This window comes from Nocardia jiangxiensis NBRC 101359, from assembly GCF_000308615.1.
GTDB classification, from domain to species: domain Bacteria; phylum Actinomycetota; class Actinomycetes; order Mycobacteriales; family Mycobacteriaceae; genus Nocardia; species Nocardia jiangxiensis.
This window is the reverse complement of the sequence record NZ_BAGB01000076.1, coordinates 291855-306112: the sequence shown is the minus strand read 5'-3', so window position 1 is coordinate 306112 and position 14258 is coordinate 291855. Positions and strand designations below refer to the sequence as shown.

Sequence of the window (14258 nt, the reverse complement as noted above, 5' to 3'; positions counted from 1 at the left end):
GATTCAGAATGGTTGTGAGCATTAGAGCCTCCCTTACGCGAAATGCCGACCGATTGCCGCAATGGGAATCGGTAGCTCGATGAATCCGATCGGAAATCGCACTCTATGACAGTCGCGTTACAGTCCGGCGGTTCCCGTGACCGGCTCACCGGGTCTGAAATCGGCTTTCCCGAATTGTCGGGTGATGCAGGTCACTGGAATCGGGCCGGGTGCATGCGATCGGTTTCCCGGGATGGCGCACAATGTTCCGGTGGAATCGAGGGTCGACGCGCAGCGCACGGTGAGCGCCGAACTGCCGATCGATCTGGCCGGCACCCTCGCGCCGCTGCGTCGCGGCGGAAGCGATCCCTGCCATACGACCACCCGGGACGGTGCGCACTGGCACGCCTCGCGCATGCCCACCGGACCGGTCACCTACCGGCTCACCCAGGCAGGGCCGCGGGCGGTGGCGGCACGGGCCTGGGGTCCGGGCGCGGCCGAGTTCGTCGAGCGGCTGCCACACATGCTGTGCCTCGACGAGGACCTCAGTGACTTCACCCCGACGCATCCCAAGATCGTCGAGGCGCACCGCCGCTTCCCCGGCCTGCGGATGCTGCGCACCGGGCTGATCTTCGAGGCGCTCGCTCCGGCGGTGCTCGAACAGCGGGTGCACACCGTCTCCGCGCGTGCCTCGTGGCGGCGACTGGTGTGGAAGTTCGGCGACTCCGCACCGGGCCCGACGCCGAAACCGATGCGGGTCCCGCCCGACGCGCACACCTGGCGGCACATCCCGTCCTGGGAGTATCACCGCGCGAACGTGGATCCACAGCGTTCGAAGACGATCGTGCTGGCCGCGCGGATGGCCGACAAACTCGAACAGGCCGCCGACCTCGATCCCGCGGCCGCCGCCGAGCGGCTGCAACTGGTCCCGGGCATCGGCGTGTGGACCGCCGCGGAGATCGCCCAGCGCGCGCTGGGCGACCCGGATGCCCTGTCGGTCGGCGATTTCCACCTCGCCGCGATCGTCGGCTGGACGCTGCTGGGCCGTCCCATCGACGACGAGACCATGGTCGACTACCTCGAACCCCTTCGCCCGCACCGCTATCGGGCCGTGCGGCTGCTGGAGATCTCCGGCCAGGCCCGCAAGCCCAAGTTCGGACCGCGTACTCCGCTGGTGGACATCACCGGAATCTGATCGGCCGCGGAAACGTCATCGATCACTCATGGCGGCATTACCGGCTGCTGCGGCCCGGCGGAGGGCTTCGGGGACGGGTGTGCGGCCGAGATACATCTCCGACAGGATCGGGGTGATGATGTCGTTGGCCGCCGGGAATCCCGCCCCGCTACCTGCCGAGATGCGCGGCCCGTCGAGTACGTCGAAGAACGGGGAGACATCGATCCCCTTGTGCGCCCAGTAATCCCGATAGATCTGCTGATCGGCGACGACCGCCGGGATGGTCGCGCCGGAGACGGCCAGGTAGCGGTTCCCCTCGGCGCTGCCGAGCCAGGCCAGCAGGCGGCGCACGGCCGCCGGATGACGGGTCGCCGCACTGCCCGCGAGGCCGATCGCGTTGTCGGTGCTGACCCGTCCGGCCGGTCCGGCCGGGATCATCGCGACGCCCCACGGGAACTTCGCCTGCTGCGCGATCGTGGCCAGGTTGTAGGTGCCGGATTGGAACAGCGCCAACTTCCCTTGCAGGAAGGCATTTCTGGTGAAATCGGTATTGGTGTCGGTATCGGCCGCCGAGGGGGCGAGCCGATCGGCGATCAGGCGGACCAGGTAGCCGAACGCCTGATTGCCCTGCGGGCTGTCGAAGACGAATCGGTCGTCCGGTCCCTGCAGACGCCCACCGGCCGAGCCCAGGAACGGCAGTTCGATCGATTGAAAGTCGTTGGCGGCGTTGTACGCCCACGGTGCGACGGCGGCGAGCCGGTGCAGTACCGGTGCGAAGGTGTCCGCCTCGCCTCCCCAGCGCAATCCCGACAGTGCGACGGGGTCGATGTGAGCGGCGTCCAGCAGTGCGTGGTTGTAGTAGACCGCCGTCCCGCCGTCCACGAATTGCGGTACCGCCCAGAGCTTTCCGTCGCGGCTGTACTGCGTGACCGCGGACGGGTCCCAGGCCCGCACGGCATCCGGACCCAGCAGCGCGCCGATATCCAGCAGCCGGCCCGAATCCGCGTAATCCTCGAACGTATTGGTCCAGAACACGTCGTCCGCGGTGTTCCCGGCCACATCCAGACGCAGTTTCTGCTGATAGGAAGCCCACGGCACCAGCGTGATCCGCACCTCGACATCCGGATTCGCGCGCTGGAACGCATCGAGCGATGCCCGATAGGCGGGCACGAAACTCTCGTCCCAGATCCGCATCCGCAGGACCGTGCGCCCCGAGCCGTCGCCGGTGCGCCCGAGCCACAGCGCCGCGGCGATCAGCAACACCGCGCTCAACGCGACGGCCAGGAGCACCCGGGTCGACGTCTTCAAGGATCTTGCTGTCGCGGTACTCATTTCAGGCCCGTCGTGGTGATCGATCGCAGCACCTGGCGTTGGAATGCCACGAACAACAGGACCAGCGGCACGATCGCCAACGTCGTCGCGGCCATCACGAGGGTCCATTGCGCGTTGTACCGGGTCTGCAGCGTCGCGGTCGAGACGGTCAGCACCTGCCAGGTGTCGCCGCTGCTGGCCACCAGCGGCCACATGAAGCTGTTCCACTGTGTGACAACGGTGATCAGCGTCAGCGTGGCCAGGATGGGCCGGCTCATCGGCACCATCACGTGAACCAGGATGTCCAGGGTGTTCGCGCCGTCGAGCCGCGCCGCGCCCAGCAGTTCCTCCGGGATGGACCGGAAGTACTGGCGCAGCAGGAATATCGCATACGGCGAGGCGAACACGAACGGAAGTATCAACGCCCAGAACGTATTGAGCCGGCCGAGCTTCGCGAACATCAGGTACAGCGGGATCAGGGTGACCATCGAGGGCACCATCATGGTGCCGAGGTAGATCCAGAACAGGATGTCGCGTCCGGGGAATGCGGTGCGCGCGAACGCGTATGCCGCCAGGATCGAGGTGATCAGCTGGGCGCCGGTGATGAACGCCGTCATCAGGGCGGTCACCAGGACGGCCCGGCCCAGGCCCCCGCTCAGGACCGTCGTGAAATTCGCCCCGGTCACCGGATTCGGCAGGGCCAGTGGCGAACCGGTGGCGAACTGCTCCGGGGTTTTCACCGCGGTCAGGGCGCTGAGCACCAGCGGTGCGACGGTCAGCAGGGCCCCGGCGAACAGCAGCAGATAGACCGCGACACCGCGTAGCCGCGCACGGAACTTCGGCGGCTTCGCGAAAGATCGCGTGTCGGCGGAGGTTCCGATCGATTCAGTACTCATGGACCGTCCGATTCCGGAAGTAGCGATGCTGCAGAACGGTGATCGCGAACATCACCGCGAACACCACCAGCGCCATCACCGCGGCACGTCCCGGCCGCGCGGCGACGAACGCCTCGTCGAAGATTCGCATGGCGACCACATCCGTGCGATTCCCGGGCCCGCCCCTGGTCAGCGCGTACACCGTATCGAAGGTCTGGAATGTGGTCAGCACACCGGTGACCAGCACGAAGAACATGGTGGGGCGCAACAGCGGCAACACCAGCCAGCGCGTGCGCCGCCAGCCGCTCGCCCCGTCCAGCGCACCGGCGTCCAGGATCTCCGGCGGGATCGCCCGGATCCCGGCGACGAAGAACAGCGCCACGTAGCCGAAATTCGACCAGATGCTCACCGCCGCAACCGATGGCAGCGCCAGCACCGGATCGGACAGCCATTCGATCCGGCTGCCCAGTGCGGCGTCGATCGCCCCGCCGGTCGGCGCGAACATCCACTGCCACACCACACCCACCGCGACCGGCGCACACATCCACGGCAATGCGAACACCACCCGGAACGCCGTCCCGCCGCGTCGCCGTGCCAGCGGCACAGCGACGGCGAAACCCAGGACGGTCTGCACCGGCACCACGATCGCCGCCAGCACCGATGTCACCAGCAGCGAATGCCCGAACGCCGGATCCCCCAGCACCGCGCGCCAGTTCCGCAGCCCCACGAATCGCATGGGCCCCAACAGATTCCAACTGTGCACACTGAGCCAACCCACCACCAGGATCGGCAACACCAGAAAACACCCGACCCCCACCAAGCTGGGCAACAACAGCCCGTAACTCATCAGCCCCCGCCGAACCGCCCGCCGCCTCATAACCGCGAACCTACCCGCGCCACCGCGGGACCGTTTCCCGGCAGGCGGTCGGCGCATGCTGTCGCGGCGGGTATGCGGGGTGTCGGACACACCACCCGCATACCCGACGACCGATGCGAAATCCGTTCGAGTACAGCCGGATTCGAAATCGTAGCGACCTGCGAGGGTTAGTTGGTGGGCCCGCCCGCGACGTAGATGACCTGGCCCGAGACGAAGCCCGCGCCCTCGCTGACCAGGAACGAGGCGGTGTGCGCGATGTCCTCGGGGCGGCCGACGCGCTGTACCGGGATCTGGGCCGCGGCGGCCTTCTGGAAGTCCTCGAAGTCCACGCCGACGCGGGCCGCGGTGGCCGCGGTCATATCGGTGGCGATGAAGCCCGGTGCGATGGCGTTGGCGGTGACGCCGAATTTGCCCAGTTCGATGGCGAGGGTTTTGGTGAAGCCCTGCATACCGGCCTTGGCCGCGGAGTAGTTGGCCTGGCCGCGGTTGCCCAGCGCCGAGGTGCTGGACAGGCTGACCACCCGGCCCCACTTGGCCTCGACCATGTACTTCTGCACCGCGCGGGTCATCAGGAACGCACCCCGCAGATGGACGCCCAGGACCGAGTCCCAATCCTGCACGGACATCTTGAACAGCAGGTTGTCCCGCAGGATTCCGGCGTTGTTCACCACGACGGTCGGCGCGCCGAGCGATCCGGCCAGCTGCTCGACGGCCGCGGCCACCGACTCCTCGTTCGACACGTCCGCGCCCAGCGCCACGGCCTTGCCACCGGCCTCGGTGATCGCCTGCACGGTGTCGGCGCAGTGCGCGGCATCCAGATCCAGGACGCCGACGGCCAATCCGTCCGCGGCCAGCCGTCTGGCGACGGCCGCGCCGATCCCCCGGGCGGCTCCGGTAACTACGGCAACTCGTTCGGCCATGACTTATCCTCCGTCTGCATCGGTCGGCGTCGAACACGGTGGTCTTCCGCACATGCAGCATACGAACCGGGCGGTAGCCCGCCGGACCTACTCCACCCAGAGCGCCCAGGCGGCGCTGCGCCCCTGCCCCTCGCAGACCAGTGCGTGGCCGTCGGCGGTGCGCGCGGACTTGTCGCTGGCCGCATTGCATTTCGAGCCCTTGTCGTACACGGCGGTCGAGACGGTGTAGGGCCCGGTCCAGCGATATCCGCCGGCGCCCTTCAAACACAGCAGGGTGCCGCCGTCCGATGCGGTGCCGATGAATGCGGCCTGCGTCTCGGTGCACACCTCGCCCTGCGCGACCGCGGTCCGGTCCGCGGAGGTGGTCGGCGCGGCGGTGCTTACGGTGACCTGCACGGGCGGGACGTCACTCGTATTCGCCGGTGCGGTCGAGGTCTGCGTGACCGCCGTCGAATCGGCCTGGATGCGAAACAGATCGTGCGGCACCGTAACTCCGGACAGCGCGAGCAGCCCGACCAGCGCGGTCGCCTCCGCGGCCCCGATGACCAGTGCGAACAGCGCCAGCATCCGGCCGCGCGGATGAGTGAAGGAGATGAACCCGAACACGATCGCCACCGGGAACAACCCCACCAGCGCGGCCACCAGCGCGACGATCGAGTACGGGTTGACGATCGGCGGCACCTCCACCCGTAATCGCCCGGACCGCCGTCTGCTGCTGGTTTCGTAGTAGTCCTCGTCGGGGTCCGCCGCCGGGGCCCGCCGCCGGGTCTGCCCGGTCTCGTAGCCGTCGTCCTCCGCGGGGGCCTGACGCCGCGTCTGCGCGGCCTCCCACCGTTCACCCTCCGGCGACGGCGCCAGCCGCCGATTCTGGCCGGTGTCGGCGCGCGCGGCCGGAGCCTGCACCGGGTGACGTCCGGTCGTCCCGTCGTCCCACCGCTGTCCGTTCGGCTCGGGCGGCAACCGCCGGTTCTGCGCGGTACCCCACCGGTCCTCTTCCGGCTCGGCCACCGGCCAGGGTCCCGAGGCCTGGGCCGTGGATCCCTGCGCGTCGGCGGACTGCTTGCGTCGGGCCATACGGTTCCTCTCACACACGAGCAGGAACCTCGAACAACGGACCCGCCCCGATAACGAAGAGGATAAGGGCCCTGGCCGCCCCCGCAACCCCGGTCAGTGATATCCGCCGACGTTCTCGCCCGCCGGTACGGCCGACCCGTCGGATGTCATCCCCGAGCACCCGCCGGATCGTTCCCGGCAACCTCTCCGCCGCGACCTCCGCGCACCATCGCCGCAGGTAACCAGCAACCCGGCCGTTGCGGCCGAGCGAATTCGAGGGCTCTGTGGCGAAATGTCCTGTGACGCAATACGGCACAGTTGCGCCATCACCGTCGATCGCCCGCACGGGCGAGTCGCCGATACTCGCGGCACCCGGGCACCGGCGGTCGTCCACCGAGACGCTGTGGTCACCCGGAGTGTGTCCGGACACCGCATGCCGGTGCATTGCTGGACCGTTCGTGCGCCACGGGATGGCGCAGTTGCGCCAGGATTGCCGACCGATCGCGCTGCGCTGACCCGGTGATCCGCGTGGTCCGCGGCCGACATGGCGCAGTTGCGCCTACGACTCCCGTGTCGTCACTGTGGCCGAGGATGCTGTGGTGATCCGGATCGATCGCATGGTCGTGCACGCCGTCCGGTCCGGATTGCCCTGGGACGCACACCGTCCGGCGAGCTCAGTACTCGTCGATGACGTTTTCGCCGACGAAGGCTATGCGCAGGGTCAACAGCGCTCCGGCGAACCAGAACAGCATGCGGTCGTAGTTGTTGAGACCGGCGTGGGCCGGACCGGCGCCGGATGCCGTGCGCGGCAGCGAAGCTCGATGACGTCCCAGTTCGCGGCGCCGTCCGGGCTTCGCGGCCAGATACGCCGCGGCGGCGTGGCGGCCGGGCGCCAGGGCGTGGCGTGCGGAGGTCGCGGTCGCGGCGTGGCGGGGGGCGGTGCGGCTGGGAGGAGGGAGCAGCCGCACCACCTTCCGGCTGCCCGCCGGTTCCAGCGCGGTCACGGTAGCGCCCGCTGGTCCAGCACGCAGCGGCCCTCTTCGACCAGGACGGCGCGGGCGCGACGACGCACCCGGCACAGGTCGACCGAGCACTCCAGGTGCAGTTGCATTGCGGCATGGGCCTGTTCGACGGTCAGCACGCCAGGATCGTTGGCGCAGCGCAGCAGACCGGCGACCGGCATGTTGAGGTTGGTCAGTTGCATGCCGCCACCTCCCCGTATCGGCGAACCGATCGTCGAGGTGCGGGTTGATCGTCCCAAGGCTGCTGGTTGATAGCCATACCCAGTGCTTCCAACAGCGTGAGGCCCACCTTGGTCGCCAATCCCCCGACCGAGTCCAGCAGTGGTGGCACCGCTTCGGCAACCTGCAGCGCAGCTACCGCCTGAGCGCAGGTCAGGGTGCGGCCGGGCAGATACGACACGACCCAACCCTCCTGTCCCACACTGCGGGCACGGTGGGGCGTGCAATCGCTGGTCATCAACGACGACCCGATGACGTGTACAGCCATGACTCCTCGTTCCTGCGTGCGAATCCTGATGATGCCCGGAGGTTTTTCGGAACCGATTCGAACTAGATGCTATCCCCGAGCACACTTTCAGCATCCACCAACAGGCGGCCCAACCGCCCCGGTTTGGATATCCAGAACGAATTCAGGCGAATGTCCAGCAGCGAATCCGCTTGGGGGAGGAAGATTCTCCATAGTGGATGAGAGCCCCCTCGCCGATGTGACGTCCGGGTCGGGGTGGTGGTAGTTCGGCGGGGGCCCCACGGTACTTCCGACCCGCACTCGATGCCGGCGGCATCCGATATGAACGGAGTGTGTGCTGTGTCCGTGAGTTCCGAAAACCAGAGTTCCGAGAACGCCTCGTCGTCGACCCTGCCTCGGCGTCAGCTCGGAAGATACCTGCGCGACTGGCGAACTCAGGGTGGCCTCACCATCGCGGAGGCCGCGCGGCTGATGGAGTGGGGCGCCAGCACGTTGCAGCGCCTGGAGAAGGGGCAGGCAGATCGCATACGCACCATAGATATTCAGGAACTTTGCCGGATCTACGGCATTCCGGACGAGATCGCCGACGGCCTCAAGGGCCTGGCCCAGCAGGCCGCGGTGAAGAGCTGGTGGCACGCCTACGGTGATCTGATTCCCGAAAACTTCGATGTCTACGTGGGTTTGGAGGCATCGGCGCTGCGGCTGGTGTCCTATCAGTCCGAGCTGGTGCCGGGGCTGCTGCAGACCGCCGACTACGCGCGTGCGCTGAACCGGCTCGGCTATCCCGAGGACACCGACGCCGAACTGGACCGCCGCGTTCAACTGCGACTTCAGCGGCAGGCCTTGATAACTCGCAAAGCGCATCCGGCAACGGTGGACGTGGTGCTGGACGAGTCGGTCTTGCGCCGCGTCGTCGGAAGTGCAAGGGTGATGGCGGCGCAGCTGCGGCACTTGGCCGATCTCAGTACTCGGGACAATGTCACGCTGCGCATCCTGCCCTTCGCAGCCGGTGTCCCCCTGGGTCTTTCGACCGGTCCGTTCGTGATCCTCGAGTTCGGGACCGACAGCAAGGGGCAACCGGTCGAACCTCCCGTGGTGTACGTGGAGGGGTTCACCGGAGATCTGTATCTCGAGAGGAAAGCCGACGTGCGGCGCTATCGGCATGCCCACGAGGTTCTGTTGCGCTGCGCGTTGGATGTTCACACCAGTAGGAACCTGCTGCGGCAGGTCGCGAAGGAGTACGCGGTGTGAGCGCCCCGCACTCCCGCGGGCTCGCTCGTGCCGGAAAGGACATTGAGGAGATGAGGATGAGCAGCGAGCTGGCGGGCGCGCGGTGGTTCAAGAGCAGTCGCAGCGGTGCCGGCAAGGAGTGCGTCGAGGTGGCATTCCTGTTCAGCGGGCGGGTGGGTGTGCGCGACAGCAAGAATCCGGACGGCCCGGCGTTGATCTTCGGCACCGCCGACTGGACCGCGTTCACCACGGCGGTTCAGCGCGGACGATTCGACGATCGCTGATCCGAGCGCACGCCGGACGGGCCGGGAGTGATACGGCCCGTCCGTTCCGCGGCTGCCGGATATTCGCTGCAGGTCATCGCGGGGGAAGATCACGAATCGGTGGCCGTTGTACAACAAAAGTATGTTTGCTCATGCCGGTTATGGGTAAAGCTAATATGTGGACCGAGGGCTGAAAAACACTCCCCGGTACCGCAGACTGTTCCCGGGCGATTGGGTTGAACGTCTGATCGTAGGAATGCTGTTCGCGGTATCGGCGGGAGGTGTGTACGTACTGACCGGAGCGGTGTTCTCCGCACTGTTGTTCGGTCTGCTCGTCGCGCTCGTCGCCGTTGGTGTGCTGACCCAGTTGTAGCTGGCCGCGCGCGCGAGGTGGACGATTCCCGTTGTCCCCCGGCTGAATACACCCCCGTAGTGCTTCTCGTACGCGCGGGGCCCGGCCGTAGCCGGGCCCCGCGCGTACGTTGTCCGATTACCGCCGGAACAGCTTGTTTCCGAGCCAGACGATCGGATCGTATTTCTGGTCGGCGACCCGTTCTTTCATCGGAATGAGGGCATTGTCGGTGATCTTGATGTGCTCCGGGCACACCTCCGTGCAGCATTTGGTGATATTGCAGAGGCCGAGCCCGAATTCGTCCTGCGCCATATCACGGCGATCGGCCACATCCAGCGGATGCATTTCCAGTTCGGCGACCCGCATCAGATAACGCGGACCGGAGAACGCGTTCTTGTTGTCGTCATGATCGCGCACCACGTGGCAGGTGTTCTGGCACAGGAAGCATTCGATGCACTTGCGGAACTCCTGGGAGCGTTCCACGTCCACCTGCTGCATCCGGTAGTCACCGGGCTTCAGATCGGCAGGCGGGGTGAACGACGGGATCTCCCGGGCCTTCTCGTAGTTGAACGACACGTCCGTGACGAGATCGCGGATGACCGGGAAGGTGCGCATCGGCGTCACCGTGACGACTTCGTCGGTGGTGAAGGTGGACATGCGCGTCATGCACAGCAGCCGGGGACGGCCGTTGACCTCGGCGGAACAGGATCCGCACTTACCGGCCTTGCAGTTCCAGCGGACCGCCAGATCCGGGGCCTGGGTGGCCTGCAGCCGATGGATGATGTCGAGCACGACCTCGCCCTCGTTCACCTCGACGGTGAAGTCCTGCAGGCCGCCACTGTCGTTGTCGCCGCGCCATACTCGGAATTTGGCGTCGTAACCCATTGCTACTCATCCCCTTTCGCGGAGGCCTCTCCTGCCGCCGGATGACTGGCGAGTTCAGCAGGGGTGTAATACTTTTCGAGTTCACCCAGTTCGAACAGGGCGAGCAGCTCGTCCCGCATGGGCTCCTGGTCGGCCGGTGTCACGGTGACGCCCGGCACGGTCTGCGCGTCGTCCTCGGGATCGACCCGGCAGACCAGCAGTTTGTTGCGCCAGTCGGCGTCCATCTTGGGGTGGTCGTCGCGGGTGTGCCCGCCGCGGCTCTCGGTGCGGATCAGCGCCGCCTGCGCCACACATTCGCTGACCAGCAGCATGTTCCGCAGATCCAGAGCCAGATGCCAGCCCGGATTGAACGGCCGCTGCCCCTGCACGGTGACGTGATCGTAGCGTTCGCGCAGTTCGGCGAGCTTGCCGATGGCCTCGTTCAGCTCGTGTTCCTTGCGGATGATGCCGACCAGATCGTTCATCGTCTGCTGCATATCGGAGTGCAGGGTGTACGGATTCTCCGGGGTGCCCTCGGCGGGCGGATCGAACGGCGCCAGTGCGGTTCTCGCGGCCTCGGCCACATCGTCCTCGGAGAGTTTCGGTCGTTCGGCGAGCTGGTCGACGTACGAGGACGCGCCCAGTCCGGCGCGTCGGCCGAAGACCAGCAGGTCGGACAGCGAGTTGCCGCCGAGCCGGTTGGATCCGTGCATGCCGCCGGAACATTCACCTGCCGCGAACAGGCCCGGCACCACGGCCGCACCGGTATCCGGATCGACCTCGATACCGCCCATCACGTAGTGGCAGGTCGGGCCGACCTCCATCGGCTCGGCCGTGATGTCCACGTCCGCAAGCTCTTTGAACTGATGATGCATCGAGGGCAGGCGCCTGAGGATCTCCTCACGCGGCAGCCGGGAGGCGATGTCCAGGTAGACCCCGCCGTGCGGGGTGCCGCGACCGGCCTTGACCTCCTCGTTGATCGCCCGCGCCACCTCGTCGCGCGGCAGCAGGTCCGGGGTGCGGCGCGCGGAATCGTTGTCCCGCAACCACTGATCGGCCTCCTCCTCGGTCTCGGCGTACTGCCCCTTGAAGACCGCGGGGATGTAGTCGAACATGAACCGCTTGCCCTCGGTGTTCTTGAGCACTCCGCCGTCACCGCGCACACCCTCGGTGACCAGGATGCCCTTCACGCTCGGCGGCCAGACCATGCCGGTCGGGTGGAACTGCAGGAACTCCATGTTGATCAGCGTCGCCCCGGCGCGCAGCGCGAGCGCGTGCCCGTCGCCGGTGTACTCCCAGGAATTCGAGGTCACCTTGTAGGACTTGCCGATTCCGCCGGTGGCCAGGACCACCGCGGGGGTCTCGAACAGGATGAAGTTGCCCGATTCGCGCCAGTACCCGAAGGCGCCGGCGATCCGGTCACCGTCCTTGAGCAGATCGGAGATGGTGCATTCGGCGAAGACCTTGATCCGCGCCTCGTAGTCGCCCGTCGCTGCGAAATCCTCCTGCTGCAGCGAGACGATCTTCTGCTGCATGGTGCGGATGAGTTCCAGACCGGTGCGGTCGCCGACGTGCGCCAGGCGCGGATAGGTGTGACCGCCGAAGTTGCGCTGGCTGATTCGTCCGTCGGGGGTCCGATCGAACAGCGCCCCATAGGTTTCCAGCTCCCACACCCGGTCGGGCGCCTCCTGCGCGTGCAGTTCGGCCATCCGCCAGTTGTTGAGGAATTTGCCGCCGCGCATGGTGTCGCGGAAGTGGGTCTGCCAGTTGTCCTTCTCGTTGGCGTTGCCCATCGATGCCGCGCAGCCGCCCTCGGCCATCACGGTGTGCGCCTTGCCGAACAGCGATTTGCACACCACCGCCACCGACAGACCCTGTTCGCGCGCCTCGATCACCGCGCGCAAACCGGCGCCACCCGCGCCGATCACCACGACGTCGTACTTGTGCCGTTCGACTTCAGGCATGGACCGAATACTCCTGAGAGGCTGAGGGATTGAGCGAGATCAGTGCACGAACCGCAGGTCCGTGAGGGTGCCGCTGGCGACCAACATGACGTAGAAGTCGGTGATCGCCAGACTGGCCAGCGTGGTCCAGGCCAACTGCATGTGGCGGGTGTTCAGCTTGGACACCTGGGTCCAGATCCAGTACCGCACCGGATGAGCCGAGAAGTGCTTGAGCCGCCCGCCGGTGATGTGGCGGCAGGAGTGGCACGAGACCGTGTACGCCCAGAGCAGGATCACGTTGGCCAGCAGGATGATGTTGCCCAGGCCGAAACCGAAGCCACCGTTCTTGCCGTGGAAGGCCATGATCGCGTCGTAGGTGTTGATCAGCGAGACGATCACCGCGATGTAGAAGAAGTAGCGGTGCGAGTTCTGGATGATCAGCGGAAGCCGGGTCTCCCCGGTGTATTTCGCGTGCGGCTCGGCCACCGCGCAGGCCGGCGGGGAGAACCACACCGACCGGTAGTAGGCCTTGCGGTAGTAGTAGCAGGTCAACCGGAACAGCAGCAGGAACGGCAGGGCCAGGAAGCCCAGCGGGATCCAGCTCGGCAGTGCGCCGAACCAGTGCCCGAAGTGGCTCGAACCCTCGGCGCACGAGGTACTCACACAGGGTGAGTAGAACGGCGTCAGATAGTGGTAGTCCGACACCCAGTAGGCGGTGCGGAGGAAGGCCCGGACCGTCGCGTAGATGACGAACGCGGCCAGGCCGATCACCGTCATCGTCGGTGGGACCCACCATTTGTCGGTGCGCAGCGTGCGGTCCGGGATGCTCGCGCGGCCCCGGCCGAAGACTCCTGTGCCCGATTCGGAAACTGTGCGCTGTGTGGTCACTGGTTCGCTAGCAAGCTCGCTCACGGCAGGATGCCTCGCCTATCTGCCCCGCGGAACATCATCGTTACCTCCGGCATCGAATGTGATGCTGAGCACCATACGGCACCTGAGCTATGACCTGTCACGGGCTTCGGGAATATCGCACCGCTTGCATTCATATGATTTGCGCCACATTTTCTGATCTTCGTCCGCCGCGGCGAGTTCAGGCGAATCTCGGGCAACAATCGCGAACTACCTTGAGTAACAAGACAATTCGACCGGTACACGAAATTCGCACTTTTCACTCCCTGAACTTCGCCCGCCACACCGCCACGTACCAGCAACAATTCCGCGGACCATGATCGACGAGCGTCCGCGCGGCGGGTGATATCAAGATCGAATTACCGGAAGGGGCGTCGGCGGGTACCGCGGGGACCATCGGTGGATGCCCGATCCGGGTCGGCGGACCTCGCTTCGGTGTCGTCCCCGAAGCGATCCTCCGCATCCGCGTGCGAGCGAGTTCGCCGAGCCGCCGAAGTTATCCGTCGGCATCACCTCACGAGGAGGAGCCGGTCTACTTCGCAAGCGGGAATCGGCAGCCGAGCCCATCGGGCGTTCTGCCGTACGAGGATGTGCGGAACTCTGCCCGGCACTCGGCGAGCGACACGGCAGTGCCGCCGGTCCGAGAACGCGAGACCGGCGGCACGTCGCCGAGAGATCTATTTGGTGCGGGGGCGGGAGTGGAAGCCGAGGCCCTCGTCCTGTGCGCCCATCCACGCGGCCTCGTCGGACTTGCTGTCCGGGACGTAGATGACGTCCTGCTCGCGGCGGGAACTCACCTCCGGCGGCGGGGCCTGCTCGAAATCCTCGGTGTCGAGCAGCAGCCGTTCGAGGTCGTTCTCCAGGCGGCGGACCGAGCGGGCGTCGCCGTAGTGACCGCGCAGTGCGCCGATGCACTGCTGGAGCTGCCCGACCGCGAAGTGGAGCTCCGCAATATCGCTGCGTGTCATCGAATCCTCCTCGAGCCGTATGAGGGCGACTCGGCGCTGTGCCGCCCCGATT

15 protein-coding genes are annotated in these 14258 nt (G+C 66.6%); 3 read left to right on the top strand and 12 right to left on the bottom strand.

Annotation, left to right across the window (positions count from 1 at the left end; genetic code table 11):
- Nucleotides 1-232 precede the first annotated feature (232 nt).
- Nucleotides 233-1174 (top strand): DNA-3-methyladenine glycosylase family protein, encoded by a 942-nt coding sequence (locus tag ON40_RS34015; protein WP_051193956.1) that lies wholly within the window; start codon nucleotides 233-235, stop codon nucleotides 1172-1174.
- Nucleotides 1175-1189: 15 nt separating this feature from the next.
- Here ON40_RS34015 and ON40_RS34010 read toward each other — a convergent pair whose 3' ends face one another.
- The 8 genes from ON40_RS34010 to ON40_RS33975 all read right to left on the bottom strand — a co-directional run bounded on the left by ON40_RS34010 (nucleotide 1190) and on the right by ON40_RS33975 (nucleotide 7698).
- Complete coding sequence (locus ON40_RS34010; protein WP_040829386.1) at nucleotides 1190-2461, bottom strand: ABC transporter substrate-binding protein; 1272 nt, start codon at nucleotides 2459-2461, stop codon at nucleotides 1190-1192.
- Nucleotides 2462-2481: 20 nt separating this feature from the next.
- On the bottom strand, nucleotides 2482-3360 hold the full coding sequence (locus ON40_RS34005) for a carbohydrate ABC transporter permease (RefSeq protein WP_083896108.1): 879 nt from the start codon (nucleotides 3358-3360) through the stop codon (nucleotides 2482-2484).
- Nucleotides 3350-4216 (bottom strand): carbohydrate ABC transporter permease, encoded by an 867-nt coding sequence (locus ON40_RS34000; protein ID WP_040829216.1) that lies wholly within the window; start codon nucleotides 4214-4216, stop codon nucleotides 3350-3352. Before ON40_RS34000 ends, ON40_RS34005 begins: the two co-directional genes overlap by 11 nt.
- Nucleotides 4217-4383: 167 nt before the next feature.
- Nucleotides 4384-5136, bottom strand: coding sequence for an SDR family oxidoreductase (locus ON40_RS33995; protein ID WP_040829215.1), 753 nt, complete (start codon nucleotides 5134-5136; stop codon nucleotides 4384-4386).
- Between the two features lie 87 nt (nucleotides 5137-5223).
- Nucleotides 5224-6210 (bottom strand): DUF4190 domain-containing protein, encoded by a 987-nt coding sequence (locus ON40_RS33990; protein WP_040829214.1) that lies wholly within the window; start codon nucleotides 6208-6210, stop codon nucleotides 5224-5226.
- Between the two features lie 653 nt (nucleotides 6211-6863).
- Complete coding sequence (locus ON40_RS33985; RefSeq protein WP_040829213.1) at nucleotides 6864-7193, bottom strand: hypothetical protein; 330 nt, start codon at nucleotides 7191-7193, stop codon at nucleotides 6864-6866.
- Nucleotides 7190-7393: a hypothetical protein gene (locus ON40_RS33980; RefSeq protein ID WP_040829212.1), complete on the bottom strand. Its 204-nt coding sequence runs from the start codon at nucleotides 7391-7393 to the stop codon at nucleotides 7190-7192. Before ON40_RS33980 ends, ON40_RS33985 begins: the two co-directional genes overlap by 4 nt.
- Nucleotides 7384-7698 (bottom strand): hypothetical protein, encoded by a 315-nt coding sequence (locus tag ON40_RS33975; protein ID WP_040829211.1) that lies wholly within the window; start codon nucleotides 7696-7698, stop codon nucleotides 7384-7386. Before ON40_RS33975 ends, ON40_RS33980 begins: the two co-directional genes overlap by 10 nt.
- A gap of 324 nt (nucleotides 7699-8022) precedes the next feature.
- On the opposite strand from ON40_RS33975, the gene ON40_RS33970 reads away from it, so the two are divergent.
- Nucleotides 8023-8928 carry a helix-turn-helix domain-containing protein gene (locus ON40_RS33970; RefSeq protein ID WP_040829383.1) on the top strand — a complete coding sequence of 302 codons (906 nt, stop codon included), beginning with the start codon at nucleotides 8023-8025 and terminating at the stop codon, nucleotides 8926-8928.
- Nucleotides 8929-8984: 56 nt separating this feature from the next.
- Complete coding sequence (locus ON40_RS33965) at nucleotides 8985-9191, top strand: DUF397 domain-containing protein (RefSeq protein ID WP_040829209.1); 207 nt, start codon at nucleotides 8985-8987, stop codon at nucleotides 9189-9191.
- A gap of 469 nt (nucleotides 9192-9660) precedes the next feature.
- Here the strand turns inward: ON40_RS33965 and ON40_RS33955 are convergent, their stop codons facing one another.
- The 4 genes from ON40_RS33955 to ON40_RS33940 form a co-directional block, all read right to left on the bottom strand.
- A complete protein-coding gene (locus ON40_RS33955; protein WP_040829206.1) occupies nucleotides 9661-10407 on the bottom strand; it encodes a succinate dehydrogenase/fumarate reductase iron-sulfur subunit in 747 nt (248 codons plus the stop codon).
- 2 nt (nucleotides 10408-10409) lie between these two features.
- The gene (locus tag ON40_RS33950) at nucleotides 10410-12350 is read right to left on the bottom strand and encodes a fumarate reductase/succinate dehydrogenase flavoprotein subunit (RefSeq protein WP_040829205.1); all 1941 of its coding nucleotides are present in this window, start codon (nucleotides 12348-12350) and stop codon (nucleotides 10410-10412) included.
- Between the two features lie 39 nt (nucleotides 12351-12389).
- The gene (sdhC, locus tag ON40_RS33945) at nucleotides 12390-13217 is read right to left on the bottom strand and encodes a succinate dehydrogenase subunit SdhC (RefSeq protein WP_040829204.1); all 828 of its coding nucleotides are present in this window, start codon (nucleotides 13215-13217) and stop codon (nucleotides 12390-12392) included.
- A 698-nt stretch (nucleotides 13218-13915) separates the two neighbouring features.
- Nucleotides 13916-14206: an Rv0250c family protein gene (locus tag ON40_RS33940; RefSeq protein ID WP_040829203.1), complete on the bottom strand. Its 291-nt coding sequence runs from the start codon at nucleotides 14204-14206 to the stop codon at nucleotides 13916-13918.
- Between the last annotated feature and the right edge of the window lie 52 nt (nucleotides 14207-14258).

Excerpts from the sequence above, each read along its gene's own strand:
- ON40_RS33965 (WP_040829209.1), top strand. The coding sequence starts at position 8,985 with ATGAGCAGCGAGCTGGCGGGCGCGCGGTGGTTCAAGAGCAGTCGCAGC.
- ON40_RS33995 (WP_040829215.1), bottom strand. The coding sequence starts at position 5,136 with ATGGCCGAACGAGTTGCCGTAGTTACCGGAGCCGCCCGGGGGATCGGC.
- ON40_RS33950 (WP_040829205.1), bottom strand. The coding sequence starts at position 12,350 with ATGCCTGAAGTCGAACGGCACAAGTACGACGTCGTGGTGATCGGCGCG.
- ON40_RS33990 (WP_040829214.1), bottom strand. The coding sequence starts at position 6,210 with ATGGCCCGACGCAAGCAGTCCGCCGACGCGCAGGGATCCACGGCCCAG.
- ON40_RS34000 (WP_040829216.1), bottom strand. The coding sequence starts at position 4,216 with ATGAGGCGGCGGGCGGTTCGGCGGGGGCTGATGAGTTACGGGCTGTTG.
- ON40_RS33975 (WP_040829211.1), bottom strand. The coding sequence starts at position 7,698 with ATGGCTGTACACGTCATCGGGTCGTCGTTGATGACCAGCGATTGCACG.
- ON40_RS33955 (WP_040829206.1), bottom strand. The coding sequence starts at position 10,407 with ATGGGTTACGACGCCAAATTCCGAGTATGGCGCGGCGACAACGACAGT.
- ON40_RS33980 (WP_040829212.1), bottom strand. The coding sequence starts at position 7,393 with ATGCAACTGACCAACCTCAACATGCCGGTCGCCGGTCTGCTGCGCTGC.
- ON40_RS34005 (WP_083896108.1), bottom strand. The coding sequence starts at position 3,360 with ATGAGTACTGAATCGATCGGAACCTCCGCCGACACGCGATCTTTCGCG.
- ON40_RS33940 (WP_040829203.1), bottom strand. The coding sequence starts at position 14,206 with ATGACACGCAGCGATATTGCGGAGCTCCACTTCGCGGTCGGGCAGCTC.
- ON40_RS34015 (WP_051193956.1), top strand. The coding sequence starts at position 233 with ATGGCGCACAATGTTCCGGTGGAATCGAGGGTCGACGCGCAGCGCACG.